The following is an 18,399-nucleotide window of genomic DNA, read 5'->3' as shown; positions in this document are numbered from 1 at the left end:
TTTAGATAGTTTAAAAAGATGGATAAAAAACTGGAACATAATTATTATTATGTCCCAGTTTTTCTATATAGTAAACTATTTAAGTTTTTACTATATAGTGTTATATATTGATAAAGTATGAGATTAGCTTAAAGCTTCTGTAATTTGTGGTACAACTTGTTTTTTACGAGATACAACACCTGGTAAAAATGCAGTATTATTGTCTAGTTTAACGTTGAATGCGTTGCCTACTTTATCTTTTTCAGCACCAACAACTAAAATTTTAGAATCACTGTTGATGATATCAGTTACAAGCAGTACAAATAAATCATATTTTTCATTTGTACTTACTTCTAACATTGCTTTTTCTAACTCTTCTTGACGTTGGAATACTTCATCAATATCTACAGTATTAACTTGACCGATACGTGTAATATAGTCACCCATATTAAATGATTTTGCATCCATATTTAATAGCTCAGATGCAGTTTTGTCAGTTGTTGAAGCACCTGCTTTTAACATTTCTAAACCATAAGATTCTAAGTCAACATCTGCAATTGATTTTAAAGCTTCAGCAGCGTCAATATCTTCTTGTGTACAAGTTGGTGATTTAAATAGTAAGCTATCTGAAATGATAGCAGAAATCATTAAACCAGCAATTTCAGGTTTGATTTCAAAACCACGTTCTTTGTACATTTTGTATAAGATTGTTGCAGTACAACCTACTGGCTCAGCACGGTAATATAATGGTCCTGCAGTTTCAAAGTTTGAAATTCTATGATGGTCAACGACATGTTGAATTGATGACTTATCAATTGTATCAGCACTTTGTTGGAATTCATTATGGTCAACTAAGATAACATTTTGATTATTTAAATCATCACTAAGTAATTCTGGTGTGTCTACATTAAAATGATTTAATGCATATTGAGTTTCAGGTCCTACTTCGCCTAAACGATAAGGTGTTGCGTCTGTATTTCCTGTTTGTTGTTCAAAATCTGCCATAATAATAGCTGATGAGATTGCATCTGTATCTGGATTTTTATGACCGAAAATATAAGTTTTTGCCATGTTTTAATTCTCCTTAATTTTTTATTTAATTTTATTTTATCATGATTTTCTATTGTTATTCTACTTCAGCACCTAATGAATTTTTAAAATGATCTAATGCCCATTGATGCCCTGTTGGATTAAAAGAAGCGACACCCTTATGAGAAATTGAAATAGCATATCCCAAATTGTAAGCAGAGATTGCGGTGTGCAGCACGCAAATATCTGTACATACACCAACAATTTCTAAATGCGTAATGTTGCGTTCACGTAACATAATGTCTAAGGGCGTACCACAAAATGAATCATAACGTGTTTTATCTAAATAATGCACATGATCATTAAATAAGATATTTTGATAAATATCATTTACTTTACCATAAAGTTCTCTTCCAGTGGTATCAATTATATTATGAGGTGGAAAAAGATTGTTTTCTGGATGATAGCTATTTTCTTCATAATGTAAATCCATAAGAAAAAAGATATTAGCCTGTTTCTTATTATATGCTTCAATTCTTTCAACAATATAACTTTCAATTTGTTGACCCGGAAGGCCACAAGTTAATTTACCATTATCAGCAACAAAATCATTTGAATAGTCAACAATAATAAGCGCGCTATTTTTCATCTAATGTAACACTCCCAAAATTAAGATTATAGTTATTATATACTAAGTACATAAATCATTAAAGGTGCATTTAAAGCGTTTGAAAAACGAACTATTAGTTTATTATAAAGTATTAAGTGAGGAGGAAGAATTACTAATGATAATTAATGCAATGCAGTTCGGCCTAAAAGGTAAGCATAGATGGGCAGATACACGCGCGATTCAAAAAGCGTTAAAATACGCTAGAAAACACAAAAACACAACAATTTATATTCCCAAGGGAGAGTATCATATTCGTAGACCGTTGGTAATATATGATTCAACTACTTTGATAATGGACGACGAAGCAGTATTAAAAAGAGTAGGCAAAGATACTTTATTGAAAAATGGTAGATGGCTGAAATCTTATTATGGATATGAAGGTAATAGTGAAATCTGCATTGCTGGTGGAACATTGGATATGAATGGTTATGAGTATCCATATAACAATACAGCAATGTGCATGGGGCATGCTCAAAATATTCAAATTTTAGGTGTAACATTTAAAGATGTTGTTGGAGGTCATGCAATAGATGCATGCGGCATTAATGGCCTATATATAAATGGTTGCGAATTTTTAGGATTTAAAGACGATAAAGGAGAAAGGTTATTTTCAGAAGCGGTACAAATTGATATACAAGTAAAAGGTGCTTTCCCAAAATTTGGTGCCACGGATGGTACGATAACTAAAAATGTAATAATTGAAAATTGTTATTTTGGAAATTCAAAGACACCAACGATGGGTGCTTGGAATAGAGCAATTGGATCTCATGCGAGTAGATTTAATCAATTTTACGAAAATATACACATTCGTTTTAATACATTTGAAGGTATCAACCAATACGCACTGACACCTTTAAAATCAAAAGATACTTTTATCCATGATAATATATTTAAAAATTGTGGAGGAGGGATTCGATTTTTAGCAGTGAAAGATGGAAAAAATGCACAAGATCTCACAGGTAAGGCAAGACCAACGCAATCTGGAAGTAATTTAAATATTTATCATAATCACTTTATAGGTCATATGTCTAAAGATGCCATTCGAGTGCAAAGCTATAATAACGTAAAACACAACAATATATTTATAGCACAGAATTATTATGACAATAAGCAACAAAGACTTTATTTAAAAGATATAGAAGATTTGTATCTCTCAAATCAGGAAAATATAAGCGTTAAAAAAATAAATATAAAATAATGATTCTTTATTTTAGTAGTTCTGAATTAAAACACAATATAAAACATATTGTAATTTAATAGAAATTATATTATGTTAAAGAGTAATAAAGTAAGAAAATTCAGAAAGTAATTGAAATCGGGGGGAATCATTATGAATAATATAAACAAAGGGGAATATAGGCGTTCGCAGTATTTAACATTTTTTTCTAAAAAAAATAAATCTTATAATGCAGGACAGCTTACAGGGTTGATTTTAGGGCCACTACTATTTATTTTGACATTGTTAACTTTTGAACCTGAAAATTTATCGTATAAAGGCGTTTTTGTATTAGCGATTACTATTTGGATCGCTATTTGGTGGATTACTGAAGCAATACCAATTGCTGCAACTAGTTTGTTGCCATTAATTTTATTGCCTGTTGGACATGTACTTAGCCCAGAAGAAGTATCTGCTCAATATGGTAATGATATTATTTTTCTATTTTTAGGTGGATTTATATTAGCTATTGCTATGGAAAGATGGAATTTACATACACGTGTTGCCTTAACAATCATTAGTATTCTAGGTACAAGTACTGGAAAGATTTTATTAGGTTTTATGATAGCGACAGGATTCTTATCTATGTTTGTTTCTAATACTGCAGCTGTGATGATTATGATACCGATAGGTTTAGCGATTATTAAAGAAGCAAATGATTTAAAAGGGGAAGAAATGAATGCTACAAGCATCAGTAAATTTGAACAATCGCTAGTGTTAGCCATTGGGTATGCAGGAACCATTGGTGGTTTAGGAACTTTGATCGGAACGCCTCCACTTATTATCCTTAAAGGCCAATATCAATCTGCATTTGGTGAGGAAATAAGCTTTGCTAAATGGATGGTCATTGGCGTACCTACAGTCATTGTACTATTGATTTTAGTATGGTTGTATCTACGTTATGTTGCATTTAAACATGATATGAAAGAACTGCCAGGCGGTCAGAACTTAATTAGGAAAAAATTAGATGAGTTAGGAAAGATGAAATACGAAGAAAAAGTGGTACAAGCAATTTTTATATTAGCAAGTTTGTTATGGATTAGTAGAGAATTCTTATTGAAAAATTGGTCGTTCACCTCAGAAGTGGCAGACGGTACAATTGCCATGTTTATAGCTGTATTATTATTTTTAATACCGGCTAAAAATAAAGAACAACATACGCGAATTATTGATTGGAATGTTGCCAAAGACTTGCCATGGGGCGTACTCATTTTATTTGGTGGAGGTTTGGCACTTGCTAAAGGTATCTCAGAGAGTGGCTTAGCGAAATGGTTAGGTGAACAATTAAAGTTGATTGAAGGCGTTAGTCCATTAATTATCGTTCTTGTCATTACAATATTTGTGTTGTTTTTAACAGAAATAACTTCGAATACAGCTACTGCGACTATGATTTTACCTATACTTGCAACACTTTCAGTTGCAGTTAATGTACATCCGCTACTACTCATGGTACCTGCTGCTATGGCCGCTAATTGTGCTTATATGTTACCAGTTGGCACACCACCAAATGCTATTGTATTTGGAACTGGAAGGATTAGCATTAAAAAAATGGCGTCAGTTGGATTTTGGGTTAACCTGTTGAGTATTATTGTTATTGTGTTAGTAGTTTATTTCTTAGTACCACCAGTATTAGGTATAGATATTACCAAACCATTACCATTAAAATAAATCAAAAATAATAGAGCCCGAGACAATTAAATGTCTCAGGCTCTATTATTTTTGAAGTATCATATCATGATAAGTTTTTGAATTTTACTTTCTGATTAATCGTGATTTAACTTATTGAAAGATCCAATGATTGTAACTTGAAAATCTAAAGTGTTCAAGATTTTAATGACTTTCGATAACGCTTCTGTTAAACCAGTATCTGCTTGGACGAAAAAATGATACATGCCCAGCTGTGTTTTTAAAGGTCTAGACTCAATCCAAGATAAGTTGATGTTAAAAAGCACAAAAGTGTTTAAAATACTTGCAAGTAAGCCTGGTTTATCAAATTGTGGTGTAATGAGTAACATTGTGTCACTAGCATTGTCCGAATGTTGTGGCTGGTTACTTACGACTAAAAAACGTGTGACATTGTGAGGGAAGTCTTGAATGTTTTGTTCTATAGGTTGAAAGCCATAAGTTTCCCCACTACCTAAAGGTGCGATTGCACCCACTTGGTTGGTTATTTTTTCTAAACTTTGTATCGTGCTATCTACATAATCATATGTGAACTTATGTTGTTGTATATATTGGCTCGTTTGACTAATTGCTGGGCTTATTGAATAAACTTTTGATATATCATTGACTGTTGCATTTTCAGGGCCATATAAAGCAAATTGTATATCTAAATGTATTTCTCCCTGTGCATAAATATTTTGTTGTGTTAAGGCATCGGCAACAATATTGATTGTACCTTCAATTGAATTTTCGATGGGCACGACAGCAATACTATGATTATCTTCTGAGACAGCGGTAACGACTTCATACAAATTAGATTTAGACGTATATTCGAACTCAGATTCTGATAGATATTGTTTTGCCGCTAAATATGAAAATGTTCCTTTTGGACCTAAATAATATAATTTCATGTGACGTTACCCCTTGTATATATGTGTTAAAAATTAATGGAAAGGACACCCAGAAACAGATGATTGTTTTTTATAAAAGAAATTCGGTTCTTTCATCTCATTTTTATACCCGTGATGGTAATTAGATACTAAAGTTGGAGATAAAGATGGTGCCAACCAAGACCATTTTCCGGTTACATCTCTTCCATTTTTCCGTTCGTTTTTTTCAAATCTTTCAAATTGTTTTGACGCAGTTAGATGATCAACCATTGATACGCCTTCATTTTTAAAAGAATGATATACTGCATAATTCAATTCGACTAACGTTCTATCTTTGTTAAAAGAATTATTCTTTAGTGTATCAAATTCAAAAGCTTCTGCAACGGTTTCTAGTAAATTGTAGCGATATGAATCAGTAAAATTTCGCACCGCAATTTCATTTACCATGTACCAGCCGTTGAACGGCGCGGTTGGATATGTGATTCCACCAATTTTTAAGTCCATGTTAGATATAATTGGTACGGCATACCATTTTAGCCCAAGCTTTTCTAATTTTGGAAAACGATCATGGGTAATAGGCACTTCTTTTATCATTTCAGGTTGATAATTGTAAAACTTTAACGATTCACCAGGAATTTTATAAATTAAAGGTAAAATGTCAAAATCTGTATGTTTGCCTTGCCAACCTAAATGTTCGGCTAATTGGGTGATTTTTAGTTCGGAAGGGTCACCTACGTCTTCATAACCTGCATATCTGATAAGTTGATTATTATATATTTTTGGAGGATGTTGAGCATCAAAAATAGTGATACATGGTTTTATTTTCCCTCCATTTGTAGCGAATTGAATATGATTTTCTATTGCATCTAAAAATTCTTGTTCAGTCTGGATATGTCTTGCATCATTGACGGTTAATGAGTCCCAGAATGCACGGCCTATACAACGATTTGAATTTCTCCAAGCCATCTTAGCACCATATACAAGTTCCTCGTTAGTATGTTTATACGTACCAGTTAAGTTTATTTGTGTTTCTATCTGATTAATTCGTTTTAAAATAGTATTTTCGTTATAATTTAATTCTTTATACATTGTTTGAATAAATGATTTAGCTTCATTTAACATATAAAACACCTCGCACACATTATACGGTATTTTTTCTATTTTTAATGTTTAATTATAGAATTGTCATGATTTTGTCGCTACTATTTTGAATTTACTACTAACTAAATAATAATTAAATAACAAAATTATATTTAATATTATGATGCGTTATGTTTGAAGTAATATGGATAAATTCATTTCAGATATAAACGTTTAATTTTTTGTGTTAAACTAATGAAAAAGCCGATAGGAGAGATAGCGGTGTACCAATTTGAGGATGATACATTAGTATTACATAATGATTTATATCAAATAAATATGGCGGAGAGTTATTGGAATGACGGGATTCATGAAAGAAATGCTGTATTTGATTTATATTTTAGAAATATGCCTTTCAACAGCGGATATGCAGTGTTTAATGGATTGAAACGAGTGATTGCTTATATCAATAACTTTCATTTTTCAGAATCGGATATTAAATATTTAAAATCCATTGGTTATCAAGAAGACTTTTTAGAATATTTAAAAGATATGAAATTTACTGGTAATATTCGTTCTATGCAAGAAGGAGAATTATGTTTTGGTAATGAACCTTTATTAAGCGTAGAAGCACCACTTATCCAAGCACAATTAATTGAAACGATGTTGTTAAATATCGTGAATTTTCACACGCTAATTACTACGAAAGCAAGTAGAATAAAACAAGTAGCGCCAAATGACACATTAATGGAATTTGGAACAAGACGTGGACAAGAAGCAGATGCTGCTTTGTGGGGTGCAAGAGCAGCATATATTGGTGGATTTGATTCAACGAGTAATGTGCGCGCTGGAAAACTTTTTGGCATACCAGTATCAGGAACGCATGCGCATGCAATGGTTCAAACTTATGGTGATGAATATATTGCATTTAAAAAATATGCAGAACGCCATAAAGATTGCGTGTTCTTAGTTGATACTTTTCATACTTTGAAATCTGGTGTACCAACAGCGATAAAAGTTGCTAAAGAGCTTGGTGATGAAATTAACTTTGTTGGTATACGTTTAGATTCTGGTGATATCGCTTATTTATCAAAAGAAGCACGTCGCATGTTAGATGATGCAGGATTTACTGAAACTAAAATTATTGCATCAAATGATTTAGATGAACAAACGATTACAAGCTTGAAATCGCAAGGTGCAAAGGTTGATTCATGGGGTGTTGGTACTAAATTAATTACTGGTTACGATCAGCCTGCCTTAGGTGCAGTATACAAACTTGTGGCAGTAGAAGATGCTTCAGGGAATTATGTAGACCGAATAAAGCTATCAAACAATGCAGAAAAGGTAACTACACCAGGAAAGAAAAACGTCTATCGTATTATTAATAAGAAAACAAACAAAGCTGAGGGTGACTATATCACGTTAGCGCACGAAGATCCTTATGATGAGTCTCCACTTAAATTGTTCCATCCTGTACATACGTATAAGATGAAATTTATAAAATCCTTTATAGCCAAGCCGTTACACCATGATATTTTTAAAGACGGTGAACTCGTTTATGATTTACCAAATGAAAAGGAAGCACAAAATTATTTGACTAAAAGTCTTTCGTACTTATGGGATGAGAACAAGCGTCATCTTAATCCTCAGGAGTACCCAGTTGATTTAAGTACAGAATGTTGGGAAAATAAACATAAACGTATATTTGAAGTGGCAGAACATGTGAAGGAGATGGAAGAAGAAAATGAGTGAAATTCAAGATATTATCGTAAGAGAAATGAAAGTCAAGCCCAACATTGATAGCAAATTAGAAACACGTAATATTATTCAATTTATTAAAAATTATATCCAATCTCATTCATTTATTAAATCATTGGTTTTAGGTATTTCAGGTGGGCAAGATTCGACTTTAGCTGGCAAGCTATGTCAAATTGCGATAAATGAATTAAAAGAAAAAGATATTGATTGTCAATTTATTGCAGTTAAATTACCATATGGCGAACAAAAAGATGCCGATGAAGTTGAAGATGCTTTGAAGTTTATACAACCGGATCGAACAATTACAGTCAACATTAAACCTTCAGTAGATCAAAGTGTAGAATCGCTAAAAGAATCTGGAATTGTGTTGACGGATTTCCAAAAAGGGAATGAAAAAGCGCGTGAACGTATGAAAGCACAATTTTCGATTGCATCCAATCAACAAGGAATTGTTGTGGGTACTGATCACTCAGCGGAAAACTTGACTGGATTTTTTACAAAATATGGCGATGGTGCAGCAGATATCGCACCGTTATTTGGTTTAAATAAACGTCAAGGGCGACAAATATTAGCATATTTAGATGCTCCAGCACATTTATATGAAAAAGTACCAACTGCTGATTTAGAAGAAAACAAACCACAATTACCAGATGAAGATGCACTTGGTGTTAGTTATGCTCATATAGATGATTATTTAGAAGGAAAACAAGTGCCAAAAGAAGCAAAAGCTATCATAGAAAATCATTATATTAAAAATGCACATAAAAGAGAATTAGCTTACACAAGATATACATGGCCGAAAAATCAAACAGATTTCGAATGATTTTAGTGACAAAATAATAAGTTACTGATAAAATAATTTGAATTTAATGAGAAAGAAAGGGAAATGAACATGTCAGTAATTACTTCTAATCCATGGTTAATGGTTTTAGCTATTTTTATTATTAATGTTGCTTATGTAACTTGTTTGACAATGAGAACGATTTTAACACTCAAAGGTTATCGTTATGTTGCAGCAGTGGTAAGTTTCTTAGAAGTTTTAGTATACGTTATCGGTTTGGGAATGGTTATGTCTAGTTTAGATCAAATTCAAAATGTCTTTGCATATGCATTTGGGTTTTCAATCGGTATTATTGTAGGAATGAAAATTGAAGAGAAATTAGCGCTTGGTTATACAGTTGTGAATGTTACTTCATCTGAATATGAATTAGATTTACCAAAGCAATTGAGAGATTTAGGTTATGGCGTTACACATAATACTGCTTATGGCAGAGATGGCACGAGATTAATCTTACAAATATTAACACCAAGACGTTTTGAGCTGAAATTGATAGAAACCATTAAGCAAATTGATGAAAAAGCGTTTATCATCGCATATGAACCAAGAACAATTCACGGTGGTTTTTGGGTTAAAGGTGTGCGTAGCAAGAAACTTAAACAATATGATCCAGATAAAGTGGAAAGTATATGAAAAAGCAGCAAAAGTTTAAAGTAGAAGAAAACGAAACGATACAAGCTTGTTTGCAACGTATGCGAGATGCTGGATATATGCCTATTAAACGCTTTGAAAAACCAATTTATAAAGAAAATAAAGATGGTAAATATGAAGTATACAGGCAAGAAATTCAATTTGTTGGAAAATTAATAGAATAATCGTTTAAAACAGATACTTAGTGTTAGATATATAAATGTAATCGTTGACAGAGATAGAAATCTCAGGTCAACGATATTTTTATCATATAATCGCAAATTAATATAAAATGATAAATCTTGAGGAGAATAAGGTTTTTATGCACGGCTTTTGATAAAACGTGTTAAAATTTCTATAAAGAAGATAGAAAAGACTTATACATTTATGATCAATTCTGTTAAACTAATAATGACAAGAATAAACACGAACTTTAATTGTATTTTTTGATAGAATGTACATGTTTTTGGAGTTTGTGAACTAAAACTTACGCAAGATAGGAGCTTATTTTAATGATAGAACGTTATTCTAGAGAAGAAATGTCTAATATTTGGACGGATCAAAATCGCTATGAAGCTTGGTTAGAAGTAGAAATACTAGCATGTGAAGCTTGGAGTAAATTAGGAGATATACCTGCTGAAGATGTATTGAAAATTCGTCAGAATGCAAAGGTTGATGTTAACCGCGCAAAAGAAATTGAGGAAGAAACACGACACGATGTCGTTGCATTTACAAGACAAGTATCAGAGACATTAGGTGAAGAGCGTAAATGGGTACACTACGGGTTAACATCAACTGATGTAGTTGATACGGCATTAAGTTATGTCATTAAACAAGCAAACGATATTATTGAAAAAGATTTAGAAAGATTTATTGATGTTTTAGCACAAAAAGCTAAAAATTATAAATATACTTTAATGATGGGACGAACTCATGGTGTACATGCGGAACCAACAACATTTGGTGTCAAAATGGCATTATGGTATACAGAAATGAAACGTAATTTAGAGCGTTTTAAGCGTGTGAGAAAAGAAATAGAAGTTGGTAAAATGAGTGGTGCAGTAGGGACTTTTGCAAACATCCCACCTGAAATTGAAGCGCATGTCTGTGAAAATTTAGGTTTAGATATAGCCGCTGTTTCTACTCAGACGTTACAACGTGACCGACACGCATATTATATAGCTACTTTAGCGTTGATAAGTACTTCTATGGAAAAATTTGCAGTGGAAATACGCAACTTACAAAAAACTGAAACAAGAGAAGTTGAAGAAGCTTTTGCTAAAGGCCAAAAAGGTTCGTCAGCGATGCCACACAAACGTAATCCAATTGGCTCAGAAAATATTACTGGTATTGCTCGTGTTATCAGAGGATACATTACAACTGCATATGAAAATGTAGCTTTATGGCATGAAAGAGATATTTCACATTCATCTGCAGAAAGAATCATGCTGCCAGATGTAACGATAGCTTTAGATTACGGGTTAAATAGATTTACAAATATTGTAGAAAGACTTACTGTATTTGAAGATAATATGTTAGCAAATATCGATAAAACTTTTGGTCTTATTTATTCGCAACGTGTATTATTAGCGTTGATAAATAAAGGTTTAGCACGTGAAGCAGCATATGATAAAGTACAGCCAAAAGCGATGGAGTCTTGGGAAACAAAAACACCATTTAGAACATTAATTGAACAAGATTCATCTATTACAGATTTATTGAGCACTGAAGAATTAGATGAATGTTTCAATCCAAAACACCATTTAAACCAAGTTGATACGATTTTTAAACGTGCAGGATTAGAATAATTGAAATTTACTTATGAAATCGTTACACTTTAATGTATTAGCACGTTGAATTAAGATTAAAATGAAAGTACAGGGGTTGTTTTTAATGCAAATAGAAAAATTAAGAGGAAAAGCATTAGATGAATTATTTGATGCAATTCTTACATTAGAAAACAGAGAAGAATGTTACCAATTCTTTGACGATTTATGTACAGTAAATGAGATTCAATCGTTATCTCAACGATTGCAAGTCGCAAAAATGATTAAGCAAGGATATACTTATGCGACGATTGAACAAGAGTCTGGTGCTTCAACTGCAACGATTTCTCGTGTTAAGAGATCTTTACAATGGGGAAATGATGCTTACACAATGATTCTAGACCGCATGAATATTGAAACGGCCGATTAATTAACAATTCTATATACTGTAGCGAAGTGTAATTTTAATGATTTCATTAGTAAAGCTGTTAGTAAAGAAACTTTCTTTGCTGACAGCTTTTTATGTTGTTAATTTAAAGTGTATTGATAAAATAGATACGAAGCGATTATTTTTCTGAAAAATTTTGAATATATTTAATGAGAAACATGATTAATCTACCATTGATATGTCATGTTAGAATTCAATATAAAATCCTATATCGTTTTAGAACTCAGTGGTTAAAAATGATATAATCAAAAGTATGCTAAAAAAAGGAGTAACATATCATGTATGACATTAAAAAATGGAAACATATTTTTAAATTAGATCCTGCTAAGTCGATTTCTGACGATGATTTAGATGCGGTATGTATGTCTCAAACCGATGCAATTATGATAGGTGGCACAGATGATGTTACTGAAGATAATGTTATTCAATTGATGAGTAGGGTGAGAAGATATCCTTTACCTCTCGTTTTCGAAATTTCCAATATCGAAAGTGTTATGCCTGGTTTTGACTTTTATTTTGTACCGACTGTATTGAATAGTACAGATGTAAAATATCATAACGGTGTACTTTTAGAAGCATTGAAATCATTTGGACATGTCATAGATTTTGAAGAAGTTGTTTTTGAAGGATATGTTGTCATGAATCCTGAAAGCAAAGTAGCACAAGTTACACAAGCTGAAACAAATTTAACAGACGAAGATATCGAAGCATATGCTCAAATGATTAATGAAATGTATAAATTACCAGTTATGTACCTTGAATATAGTGGTGCATACGGAGAAGTTGAAAAGGTAAAGACAGCTGCAAATATGTTAAGTGATACACAATTATTTTATGGTGGTGGCATTAGTAATCAAGAAGAAGCTGAAGAAATGGCTTCGATTGCTGATACGATTATCGTTGGTGATATTGTTTATAAAGATATTAAAAACGCATTAAAAACAGTTAAGATAAAGGAGTCACATAAATGAATGCATTAGTAAATAAGATGAATGATGAACAAAGTTTAGCAGTACGCACTACAGAAGGGCCACTACTTATTATGGCGGGTGCGGGTTCAGGCAAAACACGTGTTTTAACTCATCGTATAGCTTACTTGCTTGATGAAAAGGACGTATCCCCATACAACATTCTAGCGATTACTTTTACAAACAAGGCAGCAAAAGAAATGAAAGCACGTGTGGAAGCTTTAGTAGGAGAACCGGCTCAAGTTATATGGATGTCAACATTTCACTCAATGTGTGTAAGAATACTGAGAAGAGATGCGGATAGAATTGGTATTGAACGTAATTTTACTATAATTGATCCTACTGACCAAAAATCAGTTATCAAAGATGTATTGAAAAATGAAAATATAGATAGTAAAAAGTTTGAACCAAGAATGTTTATAGGTGCTATAAGTAATTTGAAAAATGAATTGAAAACACCAGAGGATGCACAAAAAGATGCTGAAACATATCATGAACAAATGGTTGCTACAGTGTATAAAGGATATCAAAGACAGTTATCAAGAAATGAAGCGTTAGATTTTGATGATTTAATCATGGTTACAATTCGATTATTTGAACGTGTGCCAGATGTGTTAGAATTTTATCAAAATAAATTCCAATACATTCATGTCGATGAGTACCAAGATACAAACAAAGCACAATATACATTAGTAAATCTTTTAGCATCTAAATTTAAAAATTTATGTGTAGTTGGTGATTCTGATCAATCTATTTATGGTTGGCGTGGTGCTGATATTCAAAACATACTTTCCTTTGAAGAAGATTATCCTGAAGCTAAAACGATATTTTTAGAACAAAATTATCGCTCAACTAAAAATATATTAAATGCAGCTAACGAAGTAATCAAAAATAATTCAGAGCGTAAACCCAAAGGATTATGGACAGGTAATACATCTGGAGAAAAAATTCACTATTATGAAGCTACTACTGAGAGAGACGAAGCGGAATATGTAGTTAAGGAAATTATGAAACAACAACGTAATGGAAAAAAATATAAAGATATGGCTATCTTATACCGTACCAATGCTCAGTCTCGTGTGTTGGAAGAGACATTTATGAAATCTAATATTCCATACACAATGGTTGGTGGTCAAAAATTCTATGATCGTAAAGAAATTAAAGATCTACTTAGCTATTTGAGAATAATAGCCAATAGCAATGATGATATCAGTTTACGTCGTGTAATCAATGTACCAAAACGTGGCGTAGGTCCATCGACAGTAGATAAAATTCAGGCATATGCTGCTCAAAACGAGATAAGTATGTTTGATGCACTAGCAGAAGTAGACTTTATAGGCTTATCTAAAAAAGTAACACAAGCATGTATTTCATTTTATGACATGATACAGAACTTAATTAAACAACAAGAATTTTTAGAGATTACAGAAATCGTTGAAGAAGTATTGGTGAAATCAGGTTACCGTGAGATGTTGGAACGAGAACAAACATTAGAATCAAGAAGTAGATTAGAAAATATAGATGAATTTATGTCAGTCCCTAAAGACTACGAAGAAAACACGCCATTAGAAGAACAGTCGTTAATCAATTTTTTAACAGACTTATCTTTAGTTGCTGATATAGACGAAGCGCAAATAGATGATGGCATAACGTTGATGACAATGCACTCAGCCAAAGGATTAGAGTTTCCTATTGTATTTATTATGGGCATGGAAGAATCATTATTTCCACATATAAGGGCGATAAAAAGTGATGATGATCATGAAATGCAAGAAGAAAGAAGAATTTGTTATGTAGCGATTACACGTGCTGAAGAAACGTTATATTTAACGCATGCGACATCAAGAATGCTTTTTGGAAGACCGCAGTCCAATATGGCTTCAAGATTCTTAAATGAAATACCTGAAGATTTATTAGAAAACGAAAATAAATCACGAGCAACTGCACAAGGAAATCGATTTAAATCTGCAACCAAACAACCTGAAAAAAGAGGATATAGTAAACGTGTGACATCCTCGAAAAAAGCACAACAATCGACGGATTGGCATGTTGGTGACAAAGTTATTCATAAATCATGGGGTGAAGGTATGGTAAGTAATGTTAATGAAAAAAATGGTTCGGTTGAATTAGATATTATCTTTAAATCTGAAGGACCTAAACGTTTGCTTGCTCAATTTGCACCTATTGAAAAGAAAGGGGAATAAAGCGTGGCTGACTTACAATCGCGTGTCGATGTGTTACATCAATTACTAAATCAATATAGTTATGAATATTATGTACAAGACAACCCTTCAGTACCAGACAGTGAATACGATAAACTTTTACATGAATTGATAGATATTGAGGCGAACAACCCAGAATATCGAACAGCTGATTCACCTACAGTAAGAGTGGGTGGCTCAGCTCAATCAACTTTTGAAAAAGTGAATCATGATACACCGATGCTAAGTTTAGGGAATGCTTTTAATAAAGAAGATTTGAAAAAATTTGATCAGCGTATACGTGAACAAATTAATCATGTGGAATACATGTGCGAATTGAAAATAGATGGTTTAGCAGTTTCTCTCAAATACGAGAATGGTAAATTCGTACAAGGTTTGACACGTGGTGACGGTACTACGGGTGAAGATATCACCGAAAACTTAAGAACGATACATGCAATACCATTAAAGATTAATGAAGCTAGAACATTTGAAGTTCGTGGTGAAGCATACATGCCCAGAAAATCATTTTTTGATTTAAATGAAGCTAAAGCACAAAATGATGAGCAACCTTTTGCCAATCCAAGAAATGCAGCTGCTGGTTCACTTCGACAATTAGACTCCAAACTTGCAGCAAAGAGAAAGTTAAGTGTTTTCTTATATAGCGTAAATGACTTTACACAGTTTCATGCACATACACAAAGCGAAGCTTTAGATGAATTAGATAAATTAGGTTTTAAAACAAATAAAGAAAGAGAACGTGTCCAAACTATAGAAGAAGTATTCGATTATATTGAAAAATGGACTGAAGCACGTGAACAGTTACCTTATGATATCGACGGCATTGTTATCAAAGTAAATGATTTAGACCAGCAAGATGAGCTTGGCTATACACAAAAATCTCCTCGTTGGGCAATTGCGTATAAGTTTCCTGCTGAAGAAGTCATAACAGATTTATTAGATATTGAACTGAGTATTGGTAGAACAGGCGTCGTTACACCTACGGCTATACTTGAACCAGTTAAAGTTGCGGGCACTACAGTTTCTAGAGCTTCTTTACATAATGAAGATCTAATACATGAAAAAGATATTCGAATTGGTGATAGTGTTGTAATTAAGAAGGCGGGAGACATTATACCAGAAGTCATAAAAAGCGTATTAGATCGTCGACCACAAAATGCTGAAGTTTACCACATGCCTACACATTGCCCTAGCTGTAGTCATGAACTTGTAAGAATTGAAGGGGAAGTGGCTTTAAGATGTATCAATCCAAAATGCCAAGCACAACTTGTTGAAGGTATGATTCATTTTGTATCACGACAAGCAATGAATATAGATGGTTTAGGTACTAAAATTATTCAACAACTTTATGAAAATGAAAAAATAAAAGATGTTGCTGATATATTTTACTTAACTAAAGACGATTTGCTACCATTAGAGAGAATGGGTGAAAAGAAAGTAAACAATCTATTAAATGCGATTGAAGATGCTAAATCAAACTCATTAGAACATTTGCTATTTGGTTTAGGGATTAGACACTTAGGTGTCAAAGCGAGCCAAGTCATTGCTGAAAAATATGGAACCATGGATGATTTATTTAATGTTACAGAAGAGTCATTGATTGAAATCTATGATGTTGGTCAAAAATTAGCACAATCATTAGTCACTTATTTAGAAAATGAAGATATCCGTGCACTTATTAATAAATTAAAGAAAAAACATGTTAATATGACTTATAAAGGTGTCAAAACAACAGAGTTAGAAGGGCATCCAGAATTTATTAATAAGACCATTGTTTTAACTGGAAAGTTATATCAAATGACAAGAAATGAAGCTTCAAAATGGTTAGAGATTCAAGGTGCTAAAGTTACAAACAGTGTTACAAAAAAGACAGATTTAGTAATTGCTGGAGAAGACGCTGGTTCAAAACTTACAAAGGCTGAACAATTTGGTACAGAAGTTTGGACAGAAGATGACTTTGTCCAGAAACAAAAAGAAATAGAGGGATAGAGGAGATAATGCATGAAAAGAACGATTATACTATTCATCTCAGCAATTTTTCTATTATCAGCATGTGGAAATGAGGATAATGAAAAAAGTAAAGAACAATCTAATGACAATAAGCAGCAAGAAAAATCAGGTTCAGTTAAAGAAATTGCCACCGATAAAAATGTTCAAGGCAATAATTATAGAACGATTTTACCATTTAAAGAAAGTCAAGCACGTGGTTTATTACAAGATAATATGGCAAATAGTTATAACGGTGAAGATTTTGAAAACGGGCTTTTAGAATTGAGTAAAGAAGTTTTTCCAACTGACGATTATTTATATCAAGATGGTCAATACTTAGATAAAGATACGATTAACGCTTATTTAGACCCGAAATATACCAAATCAGAAGTAGATGCAATGGATGAAGATGAACGAAAAGAAAAGAAAGCGAATGAGAATTTAGGTTTAAATCCATCACATAATGGTGAAACAGATCCAGAAAAAATTGCGGAAGATTCACCTGCATATCTTTCTAATATTTTGGAACAGGATTTTTATGCGAGTGGTGATACTAAAGGGAAGAAAATTAAAGGTATGACCATTGGGCTAGCAATGAATAGTACGTATTACTATCAAAAAGAAAAAGATGGCGAGACCTATAGTAAAGATTTAGATGATAAAGAAATTATGAAGCAAGGAAAGCAAATGGCAGGCGAAATTTTGTCAAGAGTCAGAGAAAATAAAGCTTTGAAAGACATACCTATACACTTTGCAATTTATAAACAAACTGGCGAAAATTCAATTGTACCAGGAGAGTTTATTGCTGGTACGACAGTTGAAGATGGTAAGACACGTATTAATGAATGGAAAGATATTAATCAAACAACAGCATTGTTACCTTCTGATGAAGCAAGTAAAATTGATGAAAATTTAAATAATAATTTCAAACAATTTAATGATGATTTACAGACGTATTTTAATAACTTTACTCAAGCAGTAGGGACAGTTAAATTTGATAATAAAAAAGCGAAGCAACTAACTGTTGATGTACCGATTGATTATTATGGCGAAGCAGAAACAATTGGTATCACACAATATATCACTGAACAAGCAGAGAAATACTTTGATGATATTGACGAATATGAAATTCGTATAAAAGATGGTAACAAGGCAAAAGCTTTAATCAGTAAAACTAAAGATGACAAAGACCCACAAGTCCATATTTATAAAAACAATAATTAATAAGCATATACACATTAAAAGCCACACTTG

16 protein-coding genes are annotated in these 18,399 nt (G+C 32.4%); 12 read left to right on the top strand and 4 right to left on the bottom strand.

What is annotated here, in order from left to right; all coding sequences use genetic code 11:
- Positions 1-123: 123 nt before the first annotated feature.
- Together KA883_RS08520 and KA883_RS08515 are read right to left on the bottom strand one after the other, a co-directional pair.
- On the bottom strand, positions 124-1,050 hold the full coding sequence (locus KA883_RS08520; RefSeq protein ID WP_046207982.1) for a manganese-dependent inorganic pyrophosphatase: 927 nt from the start codon (positions 1,048-1,050) through the stop codon (positions 124-126).
- Positions 1,051-1,105: 55 nt separating this feature from the next.
- Positions 1,106-1,657: a cysteine hydrolase family protein gene (locus KA883_RS08515; protein ID WP_046207981.1), complete on the bottom strand. Its 552-nt coding sequence runs from the start codon at positions 1,655-1,657 to the stop codon at positions 1,106-1,108.
- Between the two features lie 136 nt (positions 1,658-1,793).
- Here KA883_RS08515 and KA883_RS08510 point away from each other — a divergent pair, with 136 nt between their 5' ends.
- Both KA883_RS08510 and KA883_RS08505 read left to right on the top strand, forming a co-directional pair.
- Positions 1,794-2,876, top strand: a complete 1,083-nt coding sequence (locus tag KA883_RS08510; RefSeq protein WP_046207980.1) for a glycosyl hydrolase family 28-related protein — start codon at positions 1,794-1,796, stop codon at positions 2,874-2,876.
- Between the two features lie 132 nt (positions 2,877-3,008).
- A complete protein-coding gene (locus KA883_RS08505; protein ID WP_046207979.1) occupies positions 3,009-4,562 on the top strand; it encodes an SLC13 family permease in 1,554 nt (517 codons plus the stop codon).
- A gap of 95 nt (positions 4,563-4,657) precedes the next feature.
- Here the strand turns inward: KA883_RS08505 and KA883_RS08500 are convergent, their stop codons facing one another.
- On the bottom strand, positions 4,658-5,467 hold the full coding sequence (locus KA883_RS08500; RefSeq protein WP_046207978.1) for a prephenate dehydratase: 810 nt from the start codon (positions 5,465-5,467) through the stop codon (positions 4,658-4,660).
- A 33-nt stretch (positions 5,468-5,500) separates the two neighbouring features.
- Positions 5,501-6,568: a nitric oxide synthase oxygenase gene (locus KA883_RS08495; RefSeq protein ID WP_046207977.1), complete on the bottom strand. Its 1,068-nt coding sequence runs from the start codon at positions 6,566-6,568 to the stop codon at positions 5,501-5,503.
- A 240-nt stretch (positions 6,569-6,808) separates the two neighbouring features.
- On the opposite strand from KA883_RS08495, the gene KA883_RS08490 reads away from it, so the two are divergent.
- The 10 genes from KA883_RS08490 (at position 6,809) to KA883_RS08445 (ending at position 18,369) form a co-directional block, all read left to right on the top strand.
- Entirely contained in the window at positions 6,809-8,278 is a 1,470-nt protein-coding gene (locus KA883_RS08490) for a nicotinate phosphoribosyltransferase (protein ID WP_046207976.1), read from the top strand.
- Positions 8,271-9,107 (top strand): ammonia-dependent NAD(+) synthetase, encoded by an 837-nt coding sequence (nadE, locus tag KA883_RS08485; RefSeq protein ID WP_046207975.1) that lies wholly within the window; start codon positions 8,271-8,273, stop codon positions 9,105-9,107. The genes KA883_RS08490 and nadE overlap by 8 nt, the downstream gene beginning before the upstream one ends.
- A 69-nt stretch (positions 9,108-9,176) precedes the next feature.
- Positions 9,177-9,755 (top strand): DUF2179 domain-containing protein, encoded by a 579-nt coding sequence (locus KA883_RS08480; RefSeq protein ID WP_019469590.1) that lies wholly within the window; start codon positions 9,177-9,179, stop codon positions 9,753-9,755.
- On the top strand, positions 9,752-9,937 hold the full coding sequence (locus KA883_RS08475) for an NETI motif-containing protein (protein WP_046207974.1): 186 nt from the start codon (positions 9,752-9,754) through the stop codon (positions 9,935-9,937). Before KA883_RS08480 ends, KA883_RS08475 begins: the two co-directional genes overlap by 4 nt.
- Before the next feature lie 327 nt (positions 9,938-10,264).
- Positions 10,265-11,560, top strand: coding sequence for an adenylosuccinate lyase (gene purB, locus KA883_RS08470; protein ID WP_046207973.1), 1,296 nt, complete (start codon positions 10,265-10,267; stop codon positions 11,558-11,560).
- A gap of 85 nt (positions 11,561-11,645) precedes the next feature.
- Positions 11,646-11,948 (top strand): YerC/YecD family TrpR-related protein, encoded by a 303-nt coding sequence (locus KA883_RS08465; protein WP_046207972.1) that lies wholly within the window; start codon positions 11,646-11,648, stop codon positions 11,946-11,948.
- Between the two features lie 296 nt (positions 11,949-12,244).
- Entirely contained in the window at positions 12,245-12,937 is a 693-nt protein-coding gene (pcrB, locus tag KA883_RS08460) for a heptaprenylglyceryl phosphate synthase (protein WP_070039287.1), read from the top strand.
- Positions 12,934-15,138 (top strand): DNA helicase PcrA, encoded by a 2,205-nt coding sequence (pcrA, locus tag KA883_RS08455; RefSeq protein ID WP_046207970.1) that lies wholly within the window; start codon positions 12,934-12,936, stop codon positions 15,136-15,138. The genes pcrB and pcrA overlap by 4 nt, the downstream gene beginning before the upstream one ends.
- Positions 15,139-15,141: 3 nt before the next feature.
- Positions 15,142-17,145 carry an NAD-dependent DNA ligase LigA gene (gene ligA / locus KA883_RS08450; protein ID WP_046207969.1) on the top strand — a complete coding sequence of 668 codons (2,004 nt, stop codon included), beginning with the start codon at positions 15,142-15,144 and terminating at the stop codon, positions 17,143-17,145.
- A gap of 12 nt (positions 17,146-17,157) precedes the next feature.
- Complete coding sequence (locus KA883_RS08445; RefSeq protein ID WP_046207968.1) at positions 17,158-18,369, top strand: CamS family sex pheromone protein; 1,212 nt, start codon at positions 17,158-17,160, stop codon at positions 18,367-18,369.
- Positions 18,370-18,399 lie beyond the last annotated feature (30 nt).

The sequence above is a fragment of the Staphylococcus sp. GDY8P54P genome, from assembly GCF_017892645.1.
GTDB lineage: Bacteria > Bacillota > Bacilli > Staphylococcales > Staphylococcaceae > Staphylococcus > Staphylococcus ureilyticus.
This window is presented reverse-complemented; position numbering and strand designations above follow the sequence as displayed.

Excerpts from the sequence above, each read along its gene's own strand:
- pcrA (WP_046207970.1), top strand. The coding sequence starts at position 12,934 with ATGAATGCATTAGTAAATAAGATGAATGATGAACAAAGTTTAGCAGTA.
- KA883_RS08475 (WP_046207974.1), top strand. The coding sequence starts at position 9,752 with ATGAAAAAGCAGCAAAAGTTTAAAGTAGAAGAAAACGAAACGATACAA.
- KA883_RS08480 (WP_019469590.1), top strand. The coding sequence starts at position 9,177 with ATGTCAGTAATTACTTCTAATCCATGGTTAATGGTTTTAGCTATTTTT.
- KA883_RS08500 (WP_046207978.1), bottom strand. The coding sequence starts at position 5,467 with ATGAAATTATATTATTTAGGTCCAAAAGGAACATTTTCATATTTAGCG.
- nadE (WP_046207975.1), top strand. The coding sequence starts at position 8,271 with ATGAGTGAAATTCAAGATATTATCGTAAGAGAAATGAAAGTCAAGCCC.
- KA883_RS08515 (WP_046207981.1), bottom strand. The coding sequence starts at position 1,657 with ATGAAAAATAGCGCGCTTATTATTGTTGACTATTCAAATGATTTTGTT.
- purB (WP_046207973.1), top strand. The coding sequence starts at position 10,265 with ATGATAGAACGTTATTCTAGAGAAGAAATGTCTAATATTTGGACGGAT.
- pcrB (WP_070039287.1), top strand. The coding sequence starts at position 12,245 with ATGTATGACATTAAAAAATGGAAACATATTTTTAAATTAGATCCTGCT.
- KA883_RS08510 (WP_046207980.1), top strand. The coding sequence starts at position 1,794 with ATGATAATTAATGCAATGCAGTTCGGCCTAAAAGGTAAGCATAGATGG.
- KA883_RS08520 (WP_046207982.1), bottom strand. The coding sequence starts at position 1,050 with ATGGCAAAAACTTATATTTTCGGTCATAAAAATCCAGATACAGATGCA.
- KA883_RS08495 (WP_046207977.1), bottom strand. The coding sequence starts at position 6,568 with ATGTTAAATGAAGCTAAATCATTTATTCAAACAATGTATAAAGAATTA.
- KA883_RS08505 (WP_046207979.1), top strand. The coding sequence starts at position 3,009 with ATGAATAATATAAACAAAGGGGAATATAGGCGTTCGCAGTATTTAACA.
- KA883_RS08465 (WP_046207972.1), top strand. The coding sequence starts at position 11,646 with ATGCAAATAGAAAAATTAAGAGGAAAAGCATTAGATGAATTATTTGAT.
- KA883_RS08445 (WP_046207968.1), top strand. The coding sequence starts at position 17,158 with ATGAAAAGAACGATTATACTATTCATCTCAGCAATTTTTCTATTATCA.